The sequence below is a fragment of the Nocardioides dubius genome (assembly GCF_039528155.1).
Lineage (GTDB): Bacteria > Actinomycetota > Actinomycetes > Propionibacteriales > Nocardioidaceae > Nocardioides > Nocardioides dubius.
Map to the genome: position 1 here is coordinate 164113 of NZ_BAAALG010000012.1, position 23412 is coordinate 187524.

The following is a 23412-nucleotide window of genomic DNA, read 5'->3' on the forward strand; positions in this document are numbered from 1 at the left end:
ACTCCGGCGCTGACCCGCAACCGTGACCTTCCCCGTGAAGCAGCCGGAGCACCCCCTGTGACGCGTCCTGACATCAACGCTGTCGTGGAAAGCAGCGGGCAGGCACCCTGAGCCCAGGGCCTCCCGTTCATCGCAGCGGGAAGGAACCCCGATGAAGTCGATCTCTCGCCGCCTCGGCGCGACGATTGCGGGTGGCGCGCTCGCCACCACCGCGCTTGCGACGCTGAGCGTCGCCCCGGCGCAGGCTGCGCCGAGCACCGCTGGTAGCGCCGCAGCGAACGCTGCTCTGACCTGGCTCGACACCCAGTACTTGGGGCTCGGCCAACAGGCCGACATGTATGTCGGCCTAGGCACCCTGGACGGCACCGAGGCACGCCGGAGCGCCATCGAGGGCGCGTTCCGTGACCAGGCACCTGGCTACATCAACTCCGACTACACGTGGAACGACGTGCACTACACCGGCATCAGCTCCGGTGCGATCGCCAAGACGCTGGCGGTCGCCGCCGAGGCTGGCGACGACGTCTCCGCCTACGGCGGGGAAACGGTCACCCCGAAGCTCGACCTCGTCGACCTGCTCGCTGACCGAACCACCGCAGCCGGGCCGAGCGCCGGACGCCTCGCTGACGAGGCCTTCGCCGATGGCGTTCCGGACCCGTACGGCAACTACGCCAACACCTTCGGGCAGGCCTGGGCAGTCCGCGGACTGGCTGCCGCCGACACGACGGCTGCCGACGCACTGCTGCCGACGGTCCAGTCGTTCCTCCTCGACCAGCAGTGTGCCGACGGCTACTTCCGGCTGTACTTCAACACCGATGCAGCAGCGACCAACCAGAGCTGCGACGACGCATCGCCTGCCGAGACCACTCCGGGCGCCGACACCACCGCCCTCGTGCTGATCCTGCTCGACGACCTCGCCGCCGAGGACCCGACCGTCGCCACCGCCCTCGACAAGGCCGAGGCCTGGTTGCTGGAGCAGCAGCTGGCTGACGGTTCGTTCCCCGCTGAAGAGGCCGACGGCGGTGCCCAGCCGGCACCGAACACCAACACGGTCGGCCTCGCCGGATGGGCACTGGGGGTGCGCGGCCAGGAGAGCGCGGCTACCCAGGCGGCGACCTGGGTCCGTGGCCGGCAGCTCACCGGCACCGACTGCGACGGCGCCGCCAAGGCACACCGTGGCGCCATCGCGTTCACCGATGCCGGACTGACCGACGGCCTCGGCTTCGGCATCGACGACGTTGCCTGGGAGTGGGCAGGCGCCACCGCGCAGGCCTTCCCGGTCCTGGCCTGGGCGCCTGAGGCGACCCGCAGCCCCAGCATCACGGTGCCGGCGTTCGCCAAGTCGGGTTCGACGGTCACCGCCACCGTCGCTGGTGTGCCGGCCGGCGCCCGCGCCTGTGTCGACGGCGGCGCCACCCAGAACGGCTTCGTCGCCAACGGCGGCACCCAGAAGGTGAGCCTGAAGGTGGGCACCAGCACCAAGACGGTGTCGCTCGGTTCGATCGGTGTCGCTGCCTCGGCAAAGATCACCGTGCTCAGCGCGAAGAAGCTCAAGCCGCTGGCCAAGAACACCCTGAAGCGTGGCTCCAAGCAGGCCATCAAGGTGAAGGGCCTCGCCAAGGGCGAGCAGGTGGTCGTCAAGCTCGCCGGCAAGAAGGTCGCCAAGGGCAAGGCCAACAGCAACGGCGTCTTCAAGGCGACGTTCAAGGTGAAGGCGAAGAAGGGCAAGACCAAGCTCGTCGTCACCGGTCAGTTCGCCAACCGGACCGGCGCCAAGAAGGTCACCGTCAAGTGATCCTGCGCAAGCTCGTCGGACTCGCCGCGACCGGGGCACTCTCGGTCGCGGCGGGACTGGTCGGCGTCGTCGGTGCCGCAGCGCCTGCTCAGGCAGCGGCCTGCGGCGGCACCAGCGGGGTCACGGTGGTCGTCGACTACAACGGCCTCGGCGGTGGCGTCAGCACCGGCTGTGCGATTGACGGCGGCGACCAGCGTGCCTCGGCGATCTTCCCGAGCGCCGGATTCCCGCTGCAATACGCCAGCCGGAGCCAAGGGTTCGTCTGCCGGGTCACCGGAGTGCCGAGTGCTGATCAGGGCGAGAGCTGCGTGGACGCGGCCCCCGCCACGAGGTACTGGAGCCTGTGGTGGTCCGACGGGAAGTCAGGCACCTGGAACTACGCCTCGCAGGGTGCCGGCTCGTTGCGGGTCCCCAACGGGGGCTACGTCGCCTTCTCCTGGCATGAGGGCAGCGGCCGCGCCGCGGCACCGGGGGTGAGCCCGACGCCGCGCGTCGCGCCCCCGAAGCCGAAGCCGAGCAACACGCCCAAGCCGTCGTCGAAGCCGACGAAGAAGGCCGCGCCGGCCAAGCCGAGCAACACTCCGACCGCCTCCGCGACGCCGAGTGCCAGCCCGAGCGCGGCGCCGACCGAGAAGCCGAGCGCCGAGCCGAGCGCCAGCGCCTCGACCACCGAGCTCGCCGAGGACCCGACCGCCACGGTCGACCCCGACGCTCCTGCGGTGGAGGAGATCACCCAGGGCCCCCCGGCCGACGGCAAGGCCGAGGGAGCCGCTGACTCCGATGACGACGGCGGGCTGCCGATCTGGCTGCCGGTCGGACTCGTCGTGGTGGTGGCAGCGGTGGGTGGCGTCGTCGCCTGGAGGCGTCGCATCGCGTGAACAGCGCTCCACGTCGCGTGCGGATCCCTCGGGAGCTGCATCCGGTCGCCTGGTGGATCTGGGCGATCGGCCTCGCCACAGCAGCGAGTTGCACCAGCAACCCGCTGCTGTTGGCGTCCCTGGTGGCGGTGGCGTGGATCGTGGTGGTCAGCTGCCGCTCCGACGGCTTCTGGTCACGCTCCTTCAAGCTCTACCTGTGGCTCGGCCTGATCGTCATCGTGATCCGGATCCTGTTCCGGATCGTCCTCGGCGGCGTGGACGACGGCCACATCCTGTTCCGCCTGCCGGAGATCCCGCTGCCGGACTGGGCGGCGGGCATCCGGCTCTTCGGCGCGGTCAGCCGGGAGTCGCTGCTGGCCGGTCTCTATGACGGGATGCGGCTGGCGGCGCTGCTGATCGCGGTCGGTGCCGCGAACGCGTTGGCCAACCCGAAGCGGCTGATGAAGTCGCTGCCGCCCGCGCTCTACGAGATCGGCACCGCGATGGTGGTGGCGATCTCGGTGATCCCGCAGCTGGCCGACAGCGCCACCCGGGTCAAGGCCGCTCAGGACCTTCGCGGCGGTCCGCCCGGCCGGGTCCGCGGACTGCGGCGGCTGCTGGTGCCGATCCTCGAGGACGCCTTCGAGCGGTCGCTGGCGCTCGCCGCCGGGATGGACACCCGTGGCTACGGCCGCACAGCCGGCGTGACCGGTGCCCAGCGCCGGGCCACCGGGGCCTTGATGCTGACCGGCCTGCTCGGGGTCTGCGTCGGCATCTACGCCTTCCTCGACCTGACCGCCCCGCGCTGGCTGGCGACCCCGATGCTCGCCGGCGGGGTGGCGCTCGCGCTGCTCGGCTTCATCCTCGCCGGACGCCGGGTGGGCCGGTCGCGCTACCGGCCTGACCGCTGGCGCCTGCCGGAGCTGGTCGTCGCCGGCTCCGGCGTGCTGACCGGCGCCATCGGGTGGAGCGTGGCCCGGTGGGAGCCGACCATCGCCCATCCCGGCGTCACCTCGATGCCGGAGATCTCGATGCTCGCGCTGTGCGGCCTGCTGGTGGCGATCGTGCCGCTCTTCGCGGCACCGCCACCGCTGACCGCGGCCGGCCGCGCGCGCCGCGCCGACCTGGAGCGCACCGTGGACGAGCGGGAGCGCACCGTGGACGACCTCGAAGGGAGCCGCTCATGATCGAGCTGCGCACGATCAGCTTCGGCTACGACGACGGCACCGTCCTCGACGGCATCGACCTCACCGTCGAGGACGGCGAGCTGATGCTGCTGGCCGGGCCGACCGGCGTCGGCAAGTCCACCCTGCTCGGAGTGGTGGCCGGTCTGGTTCCCAACTACAGCGGCGGCACGTTGCGAGGCGACGTCCTGCTCGACGGCGAGAGCATCATCGAGCGCCCGGCCCGCGAGCGCGCGCACGTGATCGGGTACGTCGGTCAGAACCCGGCTGCCTGGTTCGTCACCGACACGGTGGAGGAGGAGCTCGCCTACGGGATGGAGCAGCTCGGCCTGCCGGCGTCCACGATGCGTCGCCGGGTCGAGGAGACGTTGGACCTTCTGGGCATCGCGGAGCTGCGCCACCGTGACCTGCGGACCCTCTCCGGCGGACAGCAGCAGCGCGTCGCGATCGGCGCGGTGCTGACCTGCCACCCGCGCCTGCTGGTCCTCGACGAGCCCACCTCGGCACTGGACCCGACCGCAGCCGAGGAGGTGCTGGCCACGATCACCCGGCTGGTGCACGACCTCGGGGTCTCGGTGCTGATCGCCGAGCACCGGCTCGAGCGGGTAGTGCCCTTCGCGGACCGGATGTGCCTGCTGCAACGCGACGGATCGGTGCTGGTGGGGGAGCCTGCCGAGGTGCTGGCCGAGGCCCCGATCGCTCCGCCGATCGTCGAGCTCGGCCGGATCGCCGGCTGGTCGCCGCTACCGCTGACGGTGCGCGATGCGCGCAGGCGTAGCGTGGAGCTACGACGACGGCTCACCCCGCCTGCGGCATTCGCCTCGTCGCCGACGGGGGAGCCGAGCGTCGTCGCGCAGCGCCTGGTGGTCGCACATGGCCGCGACGTCGCGTTGCGTGAGGTCTCGATGCGGCTCCACCCGGGCCGGGTCACCGCGCTGATGGGGCGCAACGGCTCCGGCAAGTCGACCCTGATGTGGACCTTGCAGGGCCGGCTGCGCCGCACCTCGGGCACGCTCGCGGTGGCCGGCGCCGACACCCACGAGCTCAAGAAGGACGGCCGGCGCGAGCGGGTCGGGCTGGTCCCGCAGACCGCGGCGGACCTGTTGTACCTGGAGACGGTGGCCGAGGAGTGCGAGGCAGCGGACGTCTCGGCCGGCGCGGCGACGGGTGCCGGCGGTGCGAGCGAGGGGGCCGCAGGCCGCTGCCGCGCGCTGTTGGAGAGCATGGCCCCCGGCATCGACGACGCGATGCATCCGCGGGACCTCTCCGAGGGCCAGCGACTGGCGCTGGCGGTGGCCATCGTGCTGACCGCGCAGCCGCCGGTGCTGCTCCTCGACGAGCCGACCCGTGGCCTCGACTACCCGGCCAAGGCCGCGCTGACCCGGGCGCTGCGTGCGCTCGCCGCGGACGGACATGCGGTCCTGGTCGCCACCCATGACGTCGAGTTCGTGGCCGGGGTGGCCGACGACGTGGTGGTGCTGGCCGAGGGCGAGGTGGTCTCCGACGGCCCGGTGCGTGAGGTGGTGGCCGAGTCGCCGGCCTTCGCGCCCCAGGTGATGAAGGTGCTGGGCCCCGAGTGGCTGCAGGTGCGCGAGGTCGCCGACGCCTTGGCGGGCTCCGCATGAGCACCGAGGTCGCGCTGCCGCTGCGCTGGCGCACCGCGCTGGTCCTCGGCCTGGCCTCGGTGGCCGGCCTGATGATGATCTTCTGGCCGTTGCTGCTCGACGTCGGGGACGCGCAGCGCGCCGACCCGCCGTTCCTCTTCCTGGCGCTGCTGCCGATCATCCTGGTCGTGGTGCTCGCGGAGATGAGCGAGGGCGGCATGGATGCTCGGGTGCTGGCCGTGCTCGGGGTGCTTGCGGCGATCAACGCCGTGCTGCGAGCGCTGAGCGCGGGAACGGCCGGACTCGAGCTGGTCTTCTTCCTGCTGATCCTCGGCGGGCGGGTCTTCGGGCCGGCCTTCGGCTTCGTACTCGGCTGTCTGTCGTTGTTCGCCTCGGCGCTGATGACGGCCGGGGTCGGGCCGTGGCTGCCGTTCCAGATGCTGGTGGCCGGGTGGGTCGGGCTCGGCGCCGGACTGCTGCCGCGCCGGCTGCGCGGGCGTCGCGAGATCGTGATGCTGGTGGTCTACGGGATCGTGGCGGCCTACGTCTACGGGATCCTGCTCAACATGTGGGGCTGGCCGTTCATCCTCGGCGTCGAGGTGCCCGGACACGAGCAGACCGAGCTCTCCTACGTGTCGGGTGCTCCGGTGGGGGAGAACCTGCACCGGTTCCTCATCTACACGTTGCTGACCTCGACCGGCGGCTGGGATACCGGCCGTGCGATCACCAACGCGGTGGCGATCGCCCTGCTCGGTCCGGCCGTGCTGGCCACCCTGCGTCGTGCCGCACGACGGGCCACCATCTCCCGCGCCTGACGGGGCCCATCGGTCCTGGGCGCGCCGCTTCCTCCGGTGGCCGGGTGGCTGCCGGAGGTGCGGGCTGCTCTGTCGCTTACTCGAGTTGGATGGTGCCGAGTGGGGTGACGAGCCAGGTGTGGCCGTGCTTGTTGGTCCAGGTGTAGGTGCCGTCTTTGTTGCGGACGTAGTGCCAGCCGGCGAAGGTCTTGGCGAGGTGGTGACGGCGGCACAACGGGGCGAGGTTCTCGGGGTTCGTTTGGTCGGGTGGGCCACGCAGTTCGTTGGTACCGGCGTCGTAGGGGTCGATGTGGTCGAGGTCGGCGTCTGCTGAGGATCGGGTGCAGTGTGGGAAGACGCAATGCTGATCCCTCAGCCGGACCTGTTCAGCCATCCAGGCGGGTGGGTCGTGGCGGTCGACCGCGCCGGTGCGGTTGAGGTCGATGACCGGGGTGATGGTGGCGATGGAGCCGTGGCGTTGGAGCCAGTCGGTGAGTTGCTCGATGAGGACGGGGCCGAGGCGGTCGGTGTCGGCGAGAGCCAGGTCGTCCGTGCCGAAGAGATCGGCGAGGGTGGTGTGCACGAAGACCCGCAGGCCACGGCCCGCGCGACGCCCTTGCGCCACAGGCTCGCTTCCCGCGCCGCCCGTGTCGACCGCGGCCTCGAATTCCAGCGTGCCCTGCTGCTCCGCGATGCTGCCCAGGGCCTTGGCCTTGCGCTGACCGAGCGTGTCGGTGTTTCCGGCGCGCTCCAGCTTCTCCGCCTCGTCACAGACGAGGTCGTGGAACCGCGCCAGGTCCAGTGAGTCACCCACGACGTCCAAGGTGGAGGTTCCCGAGGCGGCACCGTTCGGCCCGTACCGGTGGTTCAACTGCACGTCCCAGTCGGCCTTGGTCAACGGACCGTTCTTGTCGCGGACCAACTCGGGATGGAACTTCGCCACCGCCATCGCCAGCACCCGTTCGATGGTGGGCCAGCCGTACCGCTCGCCGTCCGCGAGGGTTCGGTCGAACCAGGCGGCTGCTTCCCGGGAGAGCTTGCGGGTGAGTTCGGCAACGCGGCGGGCCTTCCAACCGGGGACTTCCAGCAGCTCGACCTGCGCCCACAACAAGGGCAGCCGGTGGTGCAGATCCAACGCATCCGCCAACAACGAGAGCGCCGCATAACGGGAGACACCCGAAGCCGCCGCGAACTCCTCAGCCGCGAATGCCGCCACCCCCGGGGTGCCCTCGCCACCGAGGAAGTCGTCCAGATCGAGTGACGCGAACGCAGCATCGTCACACCACGAAGCCGAGGAACCACCAGGAACAACCGGGTTGACCACACACCATTGGTGCGCCAGCCGCAGTTGCCGGCGCGCCGCTTTCAACGAGCGAGTCCGGTCCTCCGAGATCACCGCAAGCAGACACCCCGCATCGAGGTCACTGACCTCATACGGAGTGTGCGTGGCGTCGATCTCGATCATGGAACCAGCAGAGCATGGGGCTCCGACACAGAACCGAACCCGGCATCCCGCGCCCCGCGAGCTCGTGTCTACGACGCGTCGAGGCGGCGGCGCTTGCGGCGGCGCAGTCCTGCCGCGTGCAGTGCCGCGACCAGATCCCGGGAGCGGGTCGGCACGGCACCGGCGGCCACCAGGGCGTCCCAATGCTCGGCCGGCACGTCGTAGTGGTCGCCGTCGAAGCCGCGTTCGGGGATGCCCATCGCGGCGGCGAAGTCATGCAGCTCCGCGTACGACGTGTCGGAGGCGAGGTGTGACCACAGGCGTCCTCGCCACGGCACGCTGGGCGGGTCGATCAGGATGGTCACCCGAGGAATCCTGTCATGGCCGATCGCCTTGCAGCACGGCGAGTTCGCGGATCAGATTGGCGCGCGCCGCCTTCTCCCAGCGGTGTCGGCCGGCCTCGGTGTGGAACAGGTGGGGCTTGCCCAACAGGGCCGACAGCACGGTGGCGCGCCCTGCACGGAACGCAGGCTCGGGAACCTCGGCGTACTCCTGGCGGACGCCGGCCACGTACTCGGCATAGCGCGCCTTGCCCGCAGCCAGGATGTGCAGGTCGGCGTCGACCAGCAGCTCGCCGCGCCGATCGCCGGGAGCCGGGCGATGGTCGAGGGTCAACCGGACCAGCCGAGCCACCTCGGTCTCGTCCACCCCCTCGACGTCGGCCAACCGCTGCTCGGCGAGCTGCGCGGAGCGCTCCTCGGCGTCGGGCGCACCGTCGTAGACGGCGTCGTGGAACCAGGCCGCCAAGATCACCGCGATGTCGTCGCCGGCGCCCAGATCATGCAGCGCGGCCAGCACCTCGTGGAGGTGGCGAAGGTCGTGGTAGCCACGCTCGGTCGACCAGGCCTGGATCAGCTCGTCGCGCAGCGCGAGATGGTTCGGCAGGGGCCAGGGCAAGGACAGGGGCACGTTCCCATTCTCCACCTGCATGGCACGATCAGGGTGTGCTGACCTTGCGACGACTCCTTCCCGAGAGCGACGAGATCGAGGCCCTGGAGGCCTACGCACTCCCTGCGAAGCCGCACCTGCGCGCCAACATGGTGAGCAGCGTCGACGGCGCCGCCACCATGGGCGGCCGGGTCGGCACCCTGACCGGGCCGGCCGACCAGGTGCTGCTGCGGGTGCTCCGCTCGCTGGCCGACGTGCTGCTGGTCGGCGCCGGAACGGTCCGCGGCGAGGGCTACGGCCCGGTTCGCTGCGCGCCGCAGGCGGTACCGGTCCGAGCGGCAGCCGGACAGCTTCCGGCGGCCCGGCTGGCCGTGGTCACCCGCCAGATGGACCTGGACCTGACCTCCAGCGCGTTCACCGAGGCCCCGGTGCGGCCGATCGTGATCACCTCGGGCTCGGCTCCGCAGGAGAAGGTGGACGCCGCCGCCGAGGTCGCCGATGTGATCGTCACCGGCGATGAGGAGATCGACCTGGCCGACGCCGTCGCCCAGCTGCACGCTCTCGGTCTGCCGCGGATCCTCAGCGAGGGTGGGCCGCGCCTGCTCGCGGACCTCTTCGCCGGGGACCTGGTGGACGAGCTCTGCTGGGCGGTCTCGCCGCTGGTGCTGGGCGGTGGGTCGGAGTCGCGGATCACCAACGGTGCGACGCTGGACGAGCCCACCCGGCTCCGCCTGGGCAGCGTCTACGAGAGCGACGACTACCTCTTCCTGCGCTACCAGCGCTGACCTGGCGCGCCCCGCGCGCCCGCGGCGGCGACGGCGGGCGACAATGGAGGCATGTCAGAGCCCACGAAGCGGCGTCCACGCCACCTGATGGACCCGAACAACCTGCAGCCTGCGCCGCGTCGCGACGCGATGTCGATCGGCCAGGTGCAGCAGTGGGTGATGTCGGTGCTCGCGGTCACCACGATCCTGCACCTCGTGGTCGGCATGATCCTGCTGGCGCTCAGCATCGACGAGTCGCACCAGGCGTCGCGGTGGGGTCTGCTGGTGATCAGCGCGGTCTTCGGCCTGCTCTCGGTGGCGGCCGGCCGTGCCATCCACCGTGCGAGCCTGGTGACGCCGTGGCTGTTGCTGGGCCTGGTCCCGTCGCTGGTCGGCGCCTGGTTCCTGCTCTGAGACCGGTGTGACGTCGATGGGGGCCACCAACACGCTGATCGTCGGCGACAACCTCGACGTGCTGCCGACCCTGGCGCGCGAGAGCGTCGACGTCGTCTACATCGACCCGCCCTACAACACCGGCAACGGCTTCGCCTACCACGACCGGCACGGCACCGGTGCTGAGCGGCACCGGATGTGGGTGGAGATGATGCGTCCTCGACTGGTCGCCGCCCGCGAGGTGATGGCAGCGCATGCGGCGCTCTTCGTCTCCATCGACGACAACGAGGTGGCGCACCTGCGGCTGCTGCTCGACGAGGTGTTCGGCGAGCGCAACTTCGTGGCGCAGGTGGTGGTCAACCTGAACCCGAAGGGCCGTCAGCTCGGCCCGTTCTTCGCGACCTCGCACGAGTACCTGTTGATCTACGCCCGTGACGCCGCGCGCTGCACCTTGGACCCGACGTCGGCGCACACCGTGAAGCCCAGCGACTTCCCGTTGGAGTTCGCCGACGGCCGGCGCTACCGGCACCTCCCGCTGCGCAACACCAACAAGAAGTTCAACCCGCTCACGGCACCGACGCTGCACTATCCGCTGTGGGGCGAGGTGGCAACGGGGCGGGTCTCGACGGAGCCGTTCGACGGGGCGCAGGAGATCCGCCCGGTCTTCGGTGACGGCGCGCCCGCCGTCTGGCGCTGGTCGGCACCACTGGTGCAGGCGCGCCCCGACGACGTCGTGTGCCGCACGGTGCGCGGCAAGCTGGGGGAGCGGATCGACGTGTACCAACGCGATTGGCTGCACGAGGGGCGCCGCAAGAAGCTGCCGACCATCTGGCTCGCGGAGGAGGTCGGCTCCACCGACACCGCGGTCGCCGAGCTCAAGCAGATCCTCGGCCCGGTCTTCGCCTCCCCGAAGCCGACCGGCCTGATCCGGCGGGTCCTCGACTGCTTCGGACCCGATGCGGTGGTGCTCGACTTCTTCGCCGGCAGCGGCACGACCGGTCACGCCACGGTGCTGGCCAACGCCGCGGACGGCGGCAACCGCCGCGCGATCCTGGTGAACTCGCCGGAGCCGACCCAGCCCGGATCGAGCGCGGCACTCGCCGGCTATGCCACGGTCAGCGACGTCACCGAGGCGCGGCTGCGGGCCGTGGACGCCTTGCTGGGCGGGGGATTCCAGGTGCAGCAGCACCCCGATGGGGCGGAGCTGTCAAACGTTGACTGAGCCCACCGTCCACGATCGCTATCTCACCGTTGCGCGCAACGCCGAGGCGGAGATCGAGGTGAAGCGCAGCCGGTTCCTGTGCACCATCGAGCGGGTCGCGGACGAGGCGGCCGCGCGGTCGGTCGTGGAGCGCTTGCGCAAGCAGCATTGGGATGCGCGCCACCACTGCTCGGCCTTCGTCCTCGGGCCGGACGCGGGGGTCCAGCGATCCTCGGACGACGGCGAGCCGTCCGGCACCGCCGGTGCGCCGATGCTGGAGGTGCTGCGCGGGCATCAGGTCAGCGACGTGGTGGCGGTGGTGACCCGGTGGTTCGGCGGCACGCTGCTGGGAGCCGGGGGTCTCGTGCGCGCCTACAGCGATGCGGTGCGGGCCGGTCTGGAGGCGGCCGGGACCCGGGAGCGGCTGCTGGTCGTCGAGCAGCAGGTGGTGGTCTCCCACGCCGAGGCCGGGCGGGTGGAGAGCGAGCTGCGGAGCCGCGGCTTCGACGTCATGGATGCGGCGTATGCCGAGCACGTGACGCTGCGGATCGGCGTCCGCCCGGATCAGGCCGAGCGGTTGACGGCGGTGCTGGCGGAGCTCACCGCAGGAGAGGCCGTGCCGGAGCCGATCCGCACCAGCTGGCGCGATCAGAGCGCGTCGAGGTAGAGCCAGCGACCGGCGCGCCGGGCGAACCGGCTGCGCTCGTGCATCGTCTCGGTGCGGCCGGCCACGGTGCAGCGGGCCTCGAACTCGACCTCGCCGGTCTCGTCGTCCGGGCCGCCGTCGGCGGTGTCGAGCACGGTGAGCCCGAGCCAGGTGACGTCGTCGTCCAGGGAGAGATCGCTGGGCCGAGTGCGCGGATGCCAGGTCCGGAAGACGTGGTCGGCGTCGCCGCGGCTGAAGGCGGTATAGCGCGAGCGCATCAACTGCTCGGCCGTCTCGGCCCACCGCTCGCCGCGGAGCAGGGGGCCGCAGCAGCCGTCGTAGGCCTGGCCGCTGCCGCACGGGCACGGCGACGAAAAGTTGCTGCTCTGCACAACTCGGCACACTAGTGTGGCGGGCATGGTGACGCCGCACTGGATCACGATCTTCCGCGACCTGCCTGCCGAGGGCGCCGACGCTGCCGCCGACTACTGGGCGGCTGCCACCGGAACCCGGCTCTCGCCGTGGCGGGGCGTGCACGGCGAGTTCGCCAGCCTGCTGCCCGTCGAGGGCGACCCGATCCTGCGGGTGCAGAAGGTCGCCGACGGGCCAGGCGGGGTGCATCTTGACCTGCACGTCCGCGACCCGCGCACGGCAGCTGATGAGGCGATCGCCCTGGGCGCCGTCGAGGTGGAGGACCGTGGCTACGTCTCGCTGACGTCGCCCGGCGGGATCGCCTTCTGCTTCGTCTCCGAGCGGCTGTCCCGGCCGCCGGTCACCGACGTCGGCGGGCATCGCACCGCGATCGACCAGATCTGCCTGGACCTGCCGGCTGCGCGGTTCCGACCCGAGCTGCAGTTCTGGTCGGAGCTGACCGGCTGGACGGCGGGCAGCTCCGAGCGGCATCCGGAGTTCGCGTGGTTCGAGGCGCCGGGGCTGCCGGTGAGCATCATGGTGCAGCGCCTGGGCGAGCCCACCAGCGTGGCCCGCGCCCACCTGGACGGCCGGACCAGCGACCTGGCCGCGGAGCGTGCGCGCCAGGAGGCGTTGGGTGCCGTGGTGGAGAGCAACGAGGGGTGGCTGATCCTGCGCGACCCGTGGGGCCTGCCGTACTGCGTGATCGAGCAGAGCGACTGGTGAGCGAGGTACGGATCCGCACGGCGACGGCCGCGGACTGGCCGCAGATCTGGCCGTTCTTCGCCGACATCGTCCGGGCGGGGGAGACCTACGCCTACCCCGAGGAGCTGACCAGCGAGCAGGCTCAGGCGTTGTGGCTCGAGCCTTCGCCGGGGCATGCGGTGGTGGCGGTCGACGGCGAGCAGGTGTTGGGCAGCGCCAAGATGGGCCCGAACCGGCCCGGCCGCGGTGCGCATGTCGGCACCGCCAGCTTCATGGTCGCCTCGGCCGCCCGTGGCCGCGGCGTGGGCCGGTTGCTCGGCGAGCATGTGGTGGCCTGGCACCGCGAGCAGGGGTACCGGGCGATCCAGTTCAACGCCGTCGTGGAGACCAACACCGCGGCCGTGGCATTGTGGCGCTCGCTGGGCTTCGCGATCGTCGGCACCGTGCCCGAGGCCTTCGACTCCCGCAGCCACGGCATGGTGGGTCTGCATGTGATGCACCTGAGGCTGTGACGGTGCCTCACTCGCGCTCGAAGCCGACGCCGACCTTCGTCACCGGGTGATTGCCGCTGGCGGCCTGCTCGACGGCCTCCCAGGTGCTCTCTCCGGTGGTCAGAGGGCGGCTTTGAGAGCGAGAGCAGGTGGTACGCGGGCAGCCCGGGTGGCGGCGAAGGTCCCCGCCAGGAGTCCGACGAGGAGCCCCAGCGGCGCGGCGGCGAGCGTGAGCACGGGATCGAGGGTGGGGGTCCAGCCCTTCGACATGCTCACACCGATCACCGCGAACTGGCCGACGGCACCACCTGCGGCACCGCCCACCGCACCCAGCAGCGCGGCTTCGATCAGGAACTGCCCGACGATGTGCCTGCGCCGAGCCCCAAGCGCCCTGCGCACCCCGATCTCGCGTCGGCGCTCCACCACCGACATCAGGGAGATGTTGGCGATGCCCACAGCGGCGACGAGCATGGTCACTGCTGCCAGCAGGACGAAGAGGCGTGCCAGCTCGTCGGAGACGGCGTCATCGACCACCCGAGGTCGCTGCGGGTAGTGGACAGTGACCGCATCGGGGCGCAGGGGAGAGGCGGCGATGGCTGCCTGGTCCGCGACGGCCTGACCGGAACCGATCTCGGTGGTGATCAGCATGCGCTCGGTGAAGGTGCCCGGCTCGGCCCACTCCCGCACGTACGGCTGGGGGATCAGGATCTCGCCGGCGGCGACCTGGTCGCGGCGGGCCGGGCCGACGATCCCGACCACGAGGAACGGCTGGCCCTCGAGCTCGATCAGGACCTGTCGGGTGAGGTCGGTGATGCCTAGTCGCTGCGCGGTGCGCTCGCCGAGCACGGCCACCGGCTGGGTCTCGAGCGCATCGTCGATCAACCGGCCGCGCAGGAGCGGCGCCTCGACGACCGACCAGTACCCGGTGGTGACGCCGCTGACGCGAGGTGCCTCGACGGTCTGGTCCTCGATGCCGGCGTGCACCAGCGGTGCGTCCACGCTCACGGCGGAGATGACCGCCGCGGCGCGGACCCCTTGCAGCGCGCCGACCTGCTCCTCCGCCTCGACGTCGAAGCCCGGCGCCTGGGCTGCGGCGGAGGGCTCCAGGGTGACCAACGTCGACGACAGCTCCGAGAAGGTGGTGGTGATCTGCGCGTTGGCAGTGGCGGTCAGGCCCAGGACGGCGACCACCGAGCTGACGCCCACCAAGGTGCCGAGGGCCGTCAGGGCGGAGCGCAGCGGTTGGCTGGCAACTCCTTGGAACGCCTCACGGGCGAGCACCAGCAGGTTGATCGTGCTTCGTTCCCGAGGCCTCCTCATACGAACACCCCGTCGACGACGCGGCGCCGTTGGGTGCCGAGCAGCGCGACGTCCGGGTCATGGGTGATCAGAACGATCGTCGAGCCCTGCGCGTTGAGTTGCGAGAAGAGGTCGAGGATGGCGGCGCTGTTGGTGGTGTCGAGGTTGCCGGTCGGCTCGTCGCAGAGCAGCACTCGGGGTTGGCCGACCAGTGCTCGGGCGATGGCGACCCGTTGTCGTTCGCCGCCCGACATGGTGTGCACGGCCTGACCTCCTCGCTCCGCCATTCCGACCCGGCTCAGGGCGCCACGCGCCTGGTCGCGGACCGTGCGTGCGGACGCCCCGCGGTACATCAGGCCTACGGCCACGTTGTCCTCGGCGGAGCGGGACTCCAACAGGTGGAAGGCCTGGAAGACGAAGCCGATGAACGAGGCGCGGAGCCAGCTGCGGTCTCGTTCGGTCAGCGAGGTGACCTCGCGCCCGGCCAGCCGGTAGCTGCCCGCGGAGGGGGTGTCGAGGAGCCCGAGGAGTTGCAGCAAGGTGGACTTGCCTGAGCCGGAGGGTCCTTGGACCGTCACGAGCTCTCCAGCCTCGACGCGGAGGTCGACACCGCGCAGCGCCTCGACCACCGGCGGCCCGGGGAAGCTGCGGCGCAGGTTGTCGGCGAGGAGGACCGGAGGCTCCTCGCCGCGCTGGGAGTCAGCCATCCGGGCTCCCGGTGCCGATCACGACGCGGTCATCGACGTCCAGAGCGCCCGGAACCGTGGGCGTGACCATGGCGACGCCGTCACGCGTGGCCTCGACGGTGACCGCGATGCGCGTCTCGTCGCCGTCGCGCATGGCGACGACGAAGGAGCCGAGGTCCGCGGCTCGGTAGAGCGCCGAGATCGGGACCAGTAGCCCTGTCGGTGAGGCCCTCTCCGAGACCGAGATCTCCGCCTTCCTTCCGACGTCGTCGACGTCCAGCTGCCCCTGACCCTGGGTGAGCGTCACCGTCACCTTCTTCTCGCCATCGGCTTCGCGCGGCGCGGAGACGCCGTCGAGGACGACGCGCGTTCGCTCCCGGCGTCCGATCCGGACGGTGATGCGTGGCTCATCGCCGCCGTCGCCGGTGAAGGTGGCGCGCTGGTCGGTCGGGACGTTCACCCGGACGACGATGCCGTGCAGACCGAGCGTCGCGACGGGGCCGTCGATCCGGTCGCCCACAGTGCTGACTCGGGTGACGCGCGCCGGAAGCGTGGGGACGAAGGCGATCTCGGACGCCGGAAGGTAGGGCAGCTCACGGCCGGCCTTCCCGCGCTTGCCCGGTGGCGCTTCGCCAGGCAGGTCGTGGCCCACTGCCCGGTAGAGCCGTCGGACCGCATCCAGCGTCAGTGTGCCGAACTCGCCGTCGGTCGCGCCGGGGAAGTACCCCGCATCCCGTAGACCCTCCTGGAGCCGACGGACGTCGGGGCCGGTGTCGCCGGGACGAAGGTCGCGGAGCATGGAGACCTGGCCGCGCAACGCGATCAACGGGCGGTCGGCGATCTCGAGGATGACCTCGCCGTGCTGGAGGAGATCGCCCCGGGCGCGGGGAGTCCGCGTCACCTCCTGCACCCAGCCCGATCGTTGGGCCGTGGGGGCGATCTCCAGGTTGGAGGCCCACTCCACGGTGCCCTCGAAGGTCTCGGTCCCGGTCAGCCTCCCGTTGCGGACGGCGGCGGTCAGCGTCGAGCGCGAGCGGTCCTCCGCCTCGGCCAGTGCGGTCTGCGGGGATCGGACCTGGCCGCCGTAGAGATAACCCGCAGCCGTAGCGACGACGATGGCGGCAACGACGAGGGCGGCTCGCGGCACGCGTCGTCTACCGCTCACGGGCGAGCTCTCGCTCGACGGCGGCGAAGCGCTTCTGCTCGGCCTTCAACGCTGACTCCAGGACGACAGGATCCTGCTCGATCGACTGACGCTGGTAGTCCGCGAGGACGAAGTAGAAGTAGTCCGCCCAGCCGCTCTGCTCGGTGCAGGTGACATCCGCGACGGCAACCTCGATCTGCCTGGGCGAGGTGGGCGATGAGTTGAACTCGAGGCTCGCACTCCAAACCGTGTCGTACTCATGCCCCGCCTCGGTCATGCAGTCTCGCCACGACGCCATCGCGCCCGCGACGCTGGGGTGTTCGCGCGCCAGCTGGTTGAGGTCGGCTTCGAGGCGACTGATGTCGTCAACGGGGGCATCGAGACGGTCCTCGATCTCTTGCACACAGCCTTTGCGCCCGGTGCCGTCCGGGCGGCCGTGGAAGGAATTCAGCAGGTCGCTATGGTCGCCGGGCTCTGAGATCCCCATCCCCACATCTGCAGGCGACGGCAGATAGAACCCCGAGCCGGGAGAGGAGAGGCCGCCCGGAGCCGGTTTGTACCCGTACTTTTCAGCATGCTTCAGGGGTAGCGTTCCAAAAGGTCCACCCCAATTGAGCGGATTGAAATTCTCGATTCCTGGCATGCTGTCCAGGTAGGAACCGGTGAGGAGATAGCCGGTCTGTTTGCGGCCCTGCATGCATTTGTCGATGAGATGTGCTGTCCCCTCCTGCATCCGGCGGCGATCGGCACGCGAGAGCTGGTAGTCCTCGAAGGGAAGCCTGATGCTCGAGTCGGCGCGTCGGACGCTCTCAGTGTCGGGCGTTTGGAACTCTGTGGAGTTCGAGCCGTCGCCCCCACTGCTGCACCCGGCCAAGGAACCGAGTGCAGCAACCATGCCAGTACACGCTCCGGCGATCAGGACCCGCGGTATCCGAGCGCTCATCAGGTCAGGAACGCATACCAGTCGCCGGCACCTTTTTCGATGTCGTTGTCGACGGACCACGCACGCAACATCCCGACCCGGCCTTCGACGAAGTTGTAGTCGCACGTTGTGGACGTCCCGGAGCCCTTGATGTTGTAGCAAAACTTGGTGTTACCCGTGACGACGATCGTTGCTTCGATCTTGGACCCCCACCCATCGGCGCAGTTGTCGATGGATTGCACCGTGTCGTTGGAGTGATAGAACTGGCCCCCGTTGCGGAGATTCTGATAGCAACTCGGGTTGCCGTGTTCGTAGTGCGGCGCGTACACATTCGTTCCTGCGAGTGCTGGCGGGGCTAGTGAGATCGCGGCCAGTGCGCCTAAGGAGATGCACATTGTTCGGATGGGCAAATGCATGGGATGACCTTCTTGTAGTGGGAGTTGCTATCCCAGCAGTGAAAGCCTGACGCGGGGTCGTGTCAATGGAATTCGTCGAGTTTTAGGGCCAGTGGGCGAAACTTATAACGTAGGTGACAATCTTCGACAACAGGAATTGCGGTTATCGCTACGAATGCCCACGTGGTGAGGCAGTGGCCCGCTCGCTGGCTGAGAGCGCCGTCCGGATGCGGGGCTGCCGGGTAGCGTTGGCGAGGTGACGATCAGCGAACGCCCCGCCTCGACGAACCTCGGCGCGCTGCGCGCCTCCGGCCACGAGTTCCGCACGCTGCGCCAGGAGCTCCGCGGCAATCTGCTCGCCGCCTTGGCCGAGGGCCGCGATCCGTGGCCCGGCCTGCACGGTCTGGAGACCACGGTGATCCCGCAGCTGGAGCGGGCGCTGATCGCCGGCCACGACGTCGTGCTGTTGGGGGAGCGTGGCCAGGGCAAGACCCGGCTGCTGCGCACCATGGTCGGCCTGCTCGACGAGTGGACGCCGGTGATCGGTGGCTCCGAGCTCGGCGAGCACCCCTACGAGCCGGTCACCCCGACGTCGGTGCGCCGCGCCGCCGAGCTGGGCGACGACCTCCCGGTCGAGTGGCGGCACCGCAGCGAGCGCTACAGCGAGAAGCTGGCCACCCCCGACACCTCGGTCGCGGACCTGATCGGCGACGTCGACCCGATGAAGGTCGCCGAGGGCCGCTCGCTGGGCGACCTGGAGACGATCCACTTCGGCCTGATCCCGCGCAGTCACCGCGGCATCGTCGCGATCAATGAGCTGCCCGACCTCGCCGAGCGGATCCAGGTCGCGATGCTCAACGTGATGGAGGAGCGCGACATCCAGATCCGCGGCTACGTGCTGCGCGTCGAGCTGGACGTGCTCGTCGTCGCCTCGGCGAACCCCGAGGACTACACCAACCGCGGCCGGATCATCACCCCGCTCAAGGACCGCTTCGGCGCCGAGATCCGGACCCACTACCCGCTCGAGCTGGACGCCGAGATGTCGGTCATCGCCCAGGAGGCCGACCTGGTCGCCGACGTCCCGGACTTCCTGATCGAGGTGCTCGCCCGGTTCACCCGCGCCCTGCGCGAGTCGCAGTCGGTGGACCAGCGCTCCGGCGTCTCCGCCCGGTTCTCGATCGCCGGCGCCGAGACCATCGCCGCGGCAGCCCTGCACCGGGCCACCGTGCTCGGTGAGCGCGACGCGGTCGCCCGCGTCGTCGACCTGCAGACCGCAGTCGACGTGCTGGCCGGGAAGATCGAGTTCGAGAACGGCGAGGAGGGCCGCGAGCTGGAGATCCTGGAGCACCTGCTCAGGGTCGCCACCGCCGAGACCTGCCGCACCCGCCTGCGCGGCATCGACTTCGCAGCGCTGGTCGACGCGCTCAGCAGCGGCGCCACCGTGACCACCGGCGAGCAGGTCAGCGCCGCCGACCTGCTGGCAGCGCTTCCGGCACTGCCGCCGTCCGGCGAAGGCGAGTCCGACATCTACGACCAGGTTGCGGCCAAGCTCGGTGCGAGCACCGACGCCGAGCGCGCCAGCGCCATCGAGCTCGCCCTGGAGGGACTCTTCCTCGCCCGCAAGATCTCCAAGGAGACCGGCGACTCCGGAGAGACCGTCTACTCATGACCACCCGGGGTGACCGGCACCGCTCCCGCTACGGCAAGTACCGCGGCGGGCCGGACCCGCTCGCCCCGCCGGTGGACATCGGCGAGGCGTTGGACGCCATCGGCGAAGAGGTGATGGCCGGCTACAGCCCCGAGCGGGCGATGCGGGAGTTCCTGCGTCGCGGCGGCAACGACCAGCAGGGCTTGGAGGATCTCGCCCGGCGGGTCTTCGCCAAGCGCCAGGAGCTGCTGAAGCGGCACAACCTCGACGGCACCATGAACGAGGTGCGTGAGCTGCTCGACCGTGCGGTGCTGGAGGAGCGCAAGCAGCTGGCCCGCGACGTCGACCTCGACGACGACGAGCGCACGCTGTCGGAGATGCAGCTGGAGAACCTGCCGGCCTCGACCGCCGCCGCCGTCAGCGAGCTGTCGCAGTACCAGTGGAAGTCGCGTCAGGCACGCGAGGACTACGAGAAGATCAAGGATCTGCTCGGGCGCGAGATCCTCGACCAGCGCTTCGCCGGCATGAAGCAGGCGATGGAGGGCGCGACCGCGCAGGATCGCGCGGCCATCAACGAGATGCTCGGCGACCTCAACGAGCTGCTGGAGAAGCGGAACCGGGGCGAGGACACCCCCGAGGACTTCGACGAGTTCATGGCCAAGCACGGCGACTTCTTCCCGGAGAGCCCGCGCGACCTCGACGAGCTGCTCGACACCTTGGCGCAGCGCTCGGCCGCCGCGCAGCGGATGCTCAACTCGATGACGCCGGAGCAGCGCGCCGAGCTGATGCAGCTATCCGCCCAGGCGTTCGGCTCGCCGGAGCTGGCCGCGCAGCTGGATCGCCTCGACCAGAACCTGCAGGCAGCGCGCCCCGGCCTCGACTGGGGCGGCTCCGCGGAGTTCTCCGGCGAGGAGGGCTTGGGCCTCGGCGACGGAACCGGAGCCCTGCAGGACCTGGCCGAGCTCGACGAGCTGGCGGAGCAGTTGCAGCAGTCGTATGCGGGCGCGCGGATGGACGACGTCGACTTCGACGCGCTCGCCCGCCAGCTCGGAGACGACGCCGCGGTCTCCGCGCGCCAGCTCGCCGAGCTGGAGAAGGCGCTGCGCAACAACGGCTACCTCAAGCGTGGCTCGGACGGGCAGTATCGCCTGTCTCCCAAGGCGATGCGACAGCTCGGCAAGTCGCTGCTGCGGGACGTCGCGGAGCGGATCTCGGGTCGCCAAGGCGCACGTGACGTGCAGCGCTCGGGCGCGGCCGGCGAGTTCAGCGGCGCCACCCGGCCCTGGGAGTTCGGCGACACCGCGCCCTGGGACGTGACCCGCAGCGTGCTCAACGCGGTGGTCCGCTCCTCGGGCGAGGGCGGGCCGACGATGCCGTTACGGCTCACCATCGACGACGTCGAGGTGGTCGACACCGAGGCCCGCACTCAGGCCGCCGTCGCACTGCTGGTCGACACCTCGTTCTCGATGGCGCTGGACGGCCGCTGGGTGCCGATGAAGAAGACGGCGCTCGCCCTGCACCAGCTGGTCCGCTCTCGCTTCCGCGGCGATGCGCTGGAGCTGATCGGCTTCGGCCGCTATGCCGAGGTGATGCAGGTAGAGCAGCTGACCGCGCTGGATGCGATGTGGGCCAAGGGCACCAACCTGCACCACGGTCTGCTGCTCGCCAACCGGCACTTCCGCAAGCACCCCAACGCCCAACCGGTGCTGCTGATCGTCACCGACGGCGAGCCGACCGCGCACCTGGGCAGTGACGGCGAGGCCTGGTTCTCCTACCCGCCGCACCCGCTGACCTTGGCCAACACCGTGCAGGAGTTGGAGAACGCGCGGCGCCTCGGCGCGCAGACCACCATCTTCCGGCTCGGCGACGACCCGGGCCTGGCCCGCTTCGTCGACTCGCTGGCTCGCAAGGTCGATGGCGCGGTGGTCGCGCCCGAGCTCGATGACCTCGGTGTCGCCGTCGTCGACTCCTACCTGGGCTCGCGGGATGCGCGTCGTGGCTCGGGCGGCGGAACCCGTGGCGGCGCAGGGGAGACCCCCGACGCGCGCCGGTCCGGCGGCTGGTGGGGCGAGCGCGGCTTCTGGGTGGAGTGAGGCCTCAGCGGGCCAACGGCTCCGGCGGCCGGGTCAGGTCGTAGAGCAGAACGCCGTCGACGCGCAGCGGACGGTAGCGCGCGGCCACCCAGGCGGTGATCGTGCGTGCCGCCTGGGACCCGCCGGTCTGCGGGCCCAGCACCCCGCCGCCGACGAACCAGCCGATCTCGCCGCGCTGCACGCGCAGCTGGAAGGTGGCCAGGTCGGGGAGCGGGTCGGTGCCGTTGAAGCCGCCGATCGCCATCACCGGGCGGCCGGTGGCGAGCTGGAACCCGGCGGCGGCGTTGGCGCCCACCGTTGCAGCCAGCCACCTCCGGTCCCGACGCCCGCTCAGCAGTACGCGGATCAGGCGGTGCGAGGGAGTGCTCACATGCAACAGGCTGCCGGCCGGACCGTAGGTGGTGCGGTAGACGTCGATCCCGAGCTGCTCGGCAAGGTGGTCGAGCTCGCGGGTGGTGGCGTCGCGTGGCGGCGCATCGTCGGGGAGCAGCGGAGCGCTCGACAGCGCCTCGGCCAGGCGCTCGCCGGCTTGGGGGAGGTCGCTGCCGCGGCCGTCGGGACCGGCGGTGATCACCGCGCCCTCGTGCGGCAGTGCGGCGGTGGCCAGCGAGTAGGCGGCCGGCCCGGTCAACCCGACCACCAGGCTCAGGCCCAGCGCGAGCGGCGCCGCGCGAGGCGCGCGGTGGTGCGGCTGGGCGACCAGAGCGGCGGCGACCAGGGCGACGGCGAGCACCAGCCAACGCAGCCAGGGCAGGAAGTCCGGGCTGCGGGCCAGCAGGACGAAGGACCACACTCCCGTGCCTGCGACGACGGCGACCAGCAGGTGCCGCCACCCGGCGCGGTCACGGGCCTGCCACAGCTCGCGCCCGCCGAGTGCGATCACCACGGCGAGTGCCGGCGCGAGGGCGACGGCGTAGTAGGAGTGGTAGATCCCGCGCATCAGGCTGAAGACGAGGGCGGTCAGCACCAGCCAGGAGCCGAACAGGGTGAGGGCGGCCTGCACTCCGGCGCGCTCCGGACGGTGCCGTACCAGGATGAGACCGGCGACCAGCAGGACCAGGGCCGTCGGCAGCAGCCACCCGGCCTGTCCACCGTTGCTGGGGGAGAGCAGCCGCACCAAGGAGGTCTGGCCCCAATGCCCGGAGCCGATCGAGCCCTCCTCGTTGCCGTTGAGGCGGCCGAGGCCGTTGTAGCCGAGGGTGAGGTCGAGCACCGAGTTGTGCTGGGATCCGCCGATCCAGGGACGTGCGTCGACCGGCCACAGGGCGACGGCGAGCACCCACCAACCGGCGGCGGCGAGGGTGGCGGCTGCGGCAGCACCGACGTCGAGCAGACGCCGCCGCACCGGTCCCGTGGCGAAGAGCAGGTAGGCGAGCACCAGCGGTGGCGCGACCAGGAACGCCTGCAACATCTTGGCGAGGTAGGCCAGCCCGAGCAGGGCGCCACCGAGCGCGAGCCAGCGGGTCGGGTGGCCCAGCTCGCGGTGGCTCTCCTCGATGGCGCGCAACGTCGCGACGGCGGTGCCAAGCAGGAGCAGGACCAGGAGGGCGTCGGGGTTGTTGTAGCGGAACATCAACGCAGCAACGGGAGTGAGCGCCATGATCGCTCCGGCCAGCAGTCCGAGCCGCTGGGAGCCACTGGCCCGGCGCACCACCCGCAGCACCAGGTAGACCGAGGCGATGCCGAAGAGAGCCTGCGGCACCAGCACCGACCAGCTGGAGAGTCCGAAGAGGCGCACGGAGAGGGCCATCGGCCACAGCGCGAGCGGCGTCTTGTCGACGGTGATCGCGTTGCCGGCGTCCAGGCTGCCGAAGAAGAACGCCTTCCAGGACTCCGCACCTGCTTGGGCGGCGGCGGAGTAGTAGGCGTTCGCCCAGCCCGACTCGTCGAGCCCCCACAGGTAGAGCAGACCGGTGGCGCCGAGCAGTGCGATCGTGGATGCGCGTCGCGCAGTCGTCCCCATGGTTGCCCACCGTGCGGGTCGACGCCGA

General features: G+C 70.8%; 23 protein-coding genes. 13 read left to right on the plus strand and 10 right to left on the minus strand.

The genetic code is table 11. From position 1 onward, the window contains the following. Window positions 1–151 precede the first annotated feature (151 nt). The 5 genes from ABD151_RS16955 to ABD151_RS16975 are packed head-to-tail and all read left to right on the plus strand — an operon-like array spanning window position 152 to window position 6252. Window positions 152–1792, plus strand: coding sequence for a prenyltransferase/squalene oxidase repeat-containing protein (locus tag ABD151_RS16955; protein WP_343995979.1), 1641 nt, complete (start codon window positions 152–154; stop codon window positions 1790–1792). Then, window positions 1789–2670, plus strand: coding sequence for a hypothetical protein (locus tag ABD151_RS16960; RefSeq protein ID WP_343995980.1), 882 nt, complete (start codon window positions 1789–1791; stop codon window positions 2668–2670). The genes ABD151_RS16955 and ABD151_RS16960 overlap by 4 nt, the downstream gene beginning before the upstream one ends. Next, window positions 2667–3836, plus strand: a complete 1170-nt coding sequence (locus ABD151_RS16965) for an energy-coupling factor transporter transmembrane component T (RefSeq protein WP_343995981.1) — start codon at window positions 2667–2669, stop codon at window positions 3834–3836. The genes ABD151_RS16960 and ABD151_RS16965 overlap by 4 nt, the downstream gene beginning before the upstream one ends. After that, window positions 3833–5458 carry an ABC transporter ATP-binding protein gene (locus ABD151_RS16970; protein WP_343995982.1) on the plus strand — a complete coding sequence of 542 codons (1626 nt, stop codon included), beginning with the start codon at window positions 3833–3835 and terminating at the stop codon, window positions 5456–5458. Before ABD151_RS16965 ends, ABD151_RS16970 begins: the two co-directional genes overlap by 4 nt. Beyond that, window positions 5455–6252: an ECF transporter S component gene (locus tag ABD151_RS16975; protein WP_343995983.1), complete on the plus strand. Its 798-nt coding sequence runs from the start codon at window positions 5455–5457 to the stop codon at window positions 6250–6252. Before ABD151_RS16970 ends, ABD151_RS16975 begins: the two co-directional genes overlap by 4 nt. 76 nt (window positions 6253–6328) lie before the next feature. Here ABD151_RS16975 and ABD151_RS16980 read toward each other — a convergent pair whose 3' ends face one another. The 3 genes from ABD151_RS16980 to ABD151_RS16990 all read right to left on the minus strand — a co-directional run bounded on the left by ABD151_RS16980 (window position 6329) and on the right by ABD151_RS16990 (window position 8644). Then, window positions 6329–7696, minus strand: coding sequence for an HNH endonuclease signature motif containing protein (locus tag ABD151_RS16980; protein WP_343995985.1), 1368 nt, complete (start codon window positions 7694–7696; stop codon window positions 6329–6331). 68 nt (window positions 7697–7764) lie between these two features. Next, window positions 7765–8040: a DUF4031 domain-containing protein gene (locus ABD151_RS16985; RefSeq protein WP_343995986.1), complete on the minus strand. Its 276-nt coding sequence runs from the start codon at window positions 8038–8040 to the stop codon at window positions 7765–7767. A 13-nt stretch (window positions 8041–8053) separates the two neighbouring features. Beyond that, window positions 8054–8644 (minus strand): HD domain-containing protein, encoded by a 591-nt coding sequence (locus ABD151_RS16990; RefSeq protein ID WP_343995987.1) that lies wholly within the window; start codon window positions 8642–8644, stop codon window positions 8054–8056. Between the two features lie 35 nt (window positions 8645–8679). Here ABD151_RS16990 and ABD151_RS16995 point away from each other — a divergent pair, with 35 nt between their 5' ends. From ABD151_RS16995 to ABD151_RS17010, 4 genes are read left to right on the plus strand one after another with little or no spacing between them, the layout of a single operon-like run. Beyond that, a complete protein-coding gene (locus ABD151_RS16995; protein WP_343995988.1) occupies window positions 8680–9408 on the plus strand; it encodes a pyrimidine reductase family protein in 729 nt (242 codons plus the stop codon). Between the two features lie 51 nt (window positions 9409–9459). Continuing rightward, a complete protein-coding gene (locus ABD151_RS17000; RefSeq protein ID WP_343995989.1) occupies window positions 9460–9801 on the plus strand; it encodes a hypothetical protein in 342 nt (113 codons plus the stop codon). A gap of 16 nt (window positions 9802–9817) precedes the next feature. Further along, window positions 9818–11002 carry a site-specific DNA-methyltransferase gene (locus tag ABD151_RS17005; RefSeq protein WP_343996017.1) on the plus strand — a complete coding sequence of 395 codons (1185 nt, stop codon included), beginning with the start codon at window positions 9818–9820 and terminating at the stop codon, window positions 11000–11002. Further along, window positions 10995–11648, plus strand: a complete 654-nt coding sequence (locus tag ABD151_RS17010) for a YigZ family protein (RefSeq protein WP_343995990.1) — start codon at window positions 10995–10997, stop codon at window positions 11646–11648. The genes ABD151_RS17005 and ABD151_RS17010 overlap by 8 nt, the downstream gene beginning before the upstream one ends. On the opposite strand, the gene ABD151_RS17015 is transcribed toward ABD151_RS17010, so the two are convergent. Then, the gene (locus tag ABD151_RS17015; protein ID WP_343995991.1) at window positions 11630–12019 is read right to left on the minus strand and encodes a YchJ family protein; all 390 of its coding nucleotides are present in this window, start codon (window positions 12017–12019) and stop codon (window positions 11630–11632) included. The two genes, ABD151_RS17010 and ABD151_RS17015, sit on opposite strands and share 19 nt — an antisense overlap. A gap of 25 nt (window positions 12020–12044) precedes the next feature. On the opposite strand from ABD151_RS17015, the gene ABD151_RS17020 reads away from it, so the two are divergent. Further along, window positions 12045–12764, plus strand: coding sequence for a VOC family protein (locus ABD151_RS17020; protein ID WP_343995992.1), 720 nt, complete (start codon window positions 12045–12047; stop codon window positions 12762–12764). Beyond that, window positions 12761–13255: a GNAT family N-acetyltransferase gene (locus ABD151_RS17025; RefSeq protein WP_343995993.1), complete on the plus strand. Its 495-nt coding sequence runs from the start codon at window positions 12761–12763 to the stop codon at window positions 13253–13255. The genes ABD151_RS17020 and ABD151_RS17025 overlap by 4 nt, the downstream gene beginning before the upstream one ends. Window positions 13256–13354: 99 nt before the next feature. Here ABD151_RS17025 and ABD151_RS17030 read toward each other — a convergent pair whose 3' ends face one another. The 5 genes from ABD151_RS17030 to ABD151_RS17050 are packed head-to-tail and all read right to left on the minus strand — an operon-like array spanning window position 13355 to window position 17701. Then, the gene (locus ABD151_RS17030) at window positions 13355–14554 is read right to left on the minus strand and encodes an ABC transporter permease (protein WP_343995994.1); all 1200 of its coding nucleotides are present in this window, start codon (window positions 14552–14554) and stop codon (window positions 13355–13357) included. After that, window positions 14551–15240, minus strand: coding sequence for an ABC transporter ATP-binding protein (locus tag ABD151_RS17035; protein ID WP_343995995.1), 690 nt, complete (start codon window positions 15238–15240; stop codon window positions 14551–14553). Before ABD151_RS17035 ends, ABD151_RS17030 begins: the two co-directional genes overlap by 4 nt. Continuing rightward, window positions 15233–16366, minus strand: a complete 1134-nt coding sequence (locus tag ABD151_RS17040; protein WP_343995996.1) for a peptidoglycan-binding protein — start codon at window positions 16364–16366, stop codon at window positions 15233–15235. The genes ABD151_RS17035 and ABD151_RS17040 overlap by 8 nt, the downstream gene beginning before the upstream one ends. Window positions 16367–16373: 7 nt before the next feature. Beyond that, a complete protein-coding gene (locus tag ABD151_RS17045; protein ID WP_343995997.1) occupies window positions 16374–17258 on the minus strand; it encodes a hypothetical protein in 885 nt (294 codons plus the stop codon). Between the two features lie 47 nt (window positions 17259–17305). Then, window positions 17306–17701 (minus strand): hypothetical protein, encoded by a 396-nt coding sequence (locus tag ABD151_RS17050; protein ID WP_343995998.1) that lies wholly within the window; start codon window positions 17699–17701, stop codon window positions 17306–17308. Between the two features lie 235 nt (window positions 17702–17936). Here ABD151_RS17050 and ABD151_RS17055 point away from each other — a divergent pair, with 235 nt between their 5' ends. Together ABD151_RS17055 and ABD151_RS17060 are read left to right on the plus strand one after the other, a co-directional pair. Beyond that, window positions 17937–19349, plus strand: coding sequence for a sigma 54-interacting transcriptional regulator (locus ABD151_RS17055; protein ID WP_343995999.1), 1413 nt, complete (start codon window positions 17937–17939; stop codon window positions 19347–19349). Then, complete coding sequence (locus ABD151_RS17060) at window positions 19346–21421, plus strand: vWA domain-containing protein (RefSeq protein ID WP_343996000.1); 2076 nt, start codon at window positions 19346–19348, stop codon at window positions 21419–21421. Before ABD151_RS17055 ends, ABD151_RS17060 begins: the two co-directional genes overlap by 4 nt. A gap of 4 nt (window positions 21422–21425) precedes the next feature. Here ABD151_RS17060 and ABD151_RS17065 read toward each other — a convergent pair whose 3' ends face one another. After that, window positions 21426–23384 carry an ArnT family glycosyltransferase gene (locus ABD151_RS17065; protein WP_343996001.1) on the minus strand — a complete coding sequence of 653 codons (1959 nt, stop codon included), beginning with the start codon at window positions 23382–23384 and terminating at the stop codon, window positions 21426–21428. Between the last annotated feature and the right edge of the window lie 28 nt (window positions 23385–23412).

Excerpts from the sequence above, each read along its gene's own strand:
- ABD151_RS16955 (WP_343995979.1), top strand. The coding sequence starts at position 152 with ATGAAGTCGATCTCTCGCCGCCTCGGCGCGACGATTGCGGGTGGCGCG.
- ABD151_RS16970 (WP_343995982.1), top strand. The coding sequence starts at position 3,833 with ATGATCGAGCTGCGCACGATCAGCTTCGGCTACGACGACGGCACCGTC.
- ABD151_RS16975 (WP_343995983.1), top strand. The coding sequence starts at position 5,455 with ATGAGCACCGAGGTCGCGCTGCCGCTGCGCTGGCGCACCGCGCTGGTC.
- ABD151_RS16980 (WP_343995985.1), bottom strand. The coding sequence starts at position 7,696 with ATGATCGAGATCGACGCCACGCACACTCCGTATGAGGTCAGTGACCTC.
- ABD151_RS17000 (WP_343995989.1), top strand. The coding sequence starts at position 9,460 with ATGTCAGAGCCCACGAAGCGGCGTCCACGCCACCTGATGGACCCGAAC.
- ABD151_RS17005 (WP_343996017.1), top strand. The coding sequence starts at position 9,818 with ATGGGGGCCACCAACACGCTGATCGTCGGCGACAACCTCGACGTGCTG.
- ABD151_RS17020 (WP_343995992.1), top strand. The coding sequence starts at position 12,045 with ATGGTGACGCCGCACTGGATCACGATCTTCCGCGACCTGCCTGCCGAG.
- ABD151_RS17030 (WP_343995994.1), bottom strand. The coding sequence starts at position 14,554 with ATGAGGAGGCCTCGGGAACGAAGCACGATCAACCTGCTGGTGCTCGCC.
- ABD151_RS17035 (WP_343995995.1), bottom strand. The coding sequence starts at position 15,240 with ATGGCTGACTCCCAGCGCGGCGAGGAGCCTCCGGTCCTCCTCGCCGAC.
- ABD151_RS17045 (WP_343995997.1), bottom strand. The coding sequence starts at position 17,258 with ATGGTTGCTGCACTCGGTTCCTTGGCCGGGTGCAGCAGTGGGGGCGAC.
- ABD151_RS17050 (WP_343995998.1), bottom strand. The coding sequence starts at position 17,701 with ATGCATTTGCCCATCCGAACAATGTGCATCTCCTTAGGCGCACTGGCC.
- ABD151_RS17060 (WP_343996000.1), top strand. The coding sequence starts at position 19,346 with ATGACCACCCGGGGTGACCGGCACCGCTCCCGCTACGGCAAGTACCGC.
- ABD151_RS17065 (WP_343996001.1), bottom strand. The coding sequence starts at position 23,384 with ATGGGGACGACTGCGCGACGCGCATCCACGATCGCACTGCTCGGCGCC.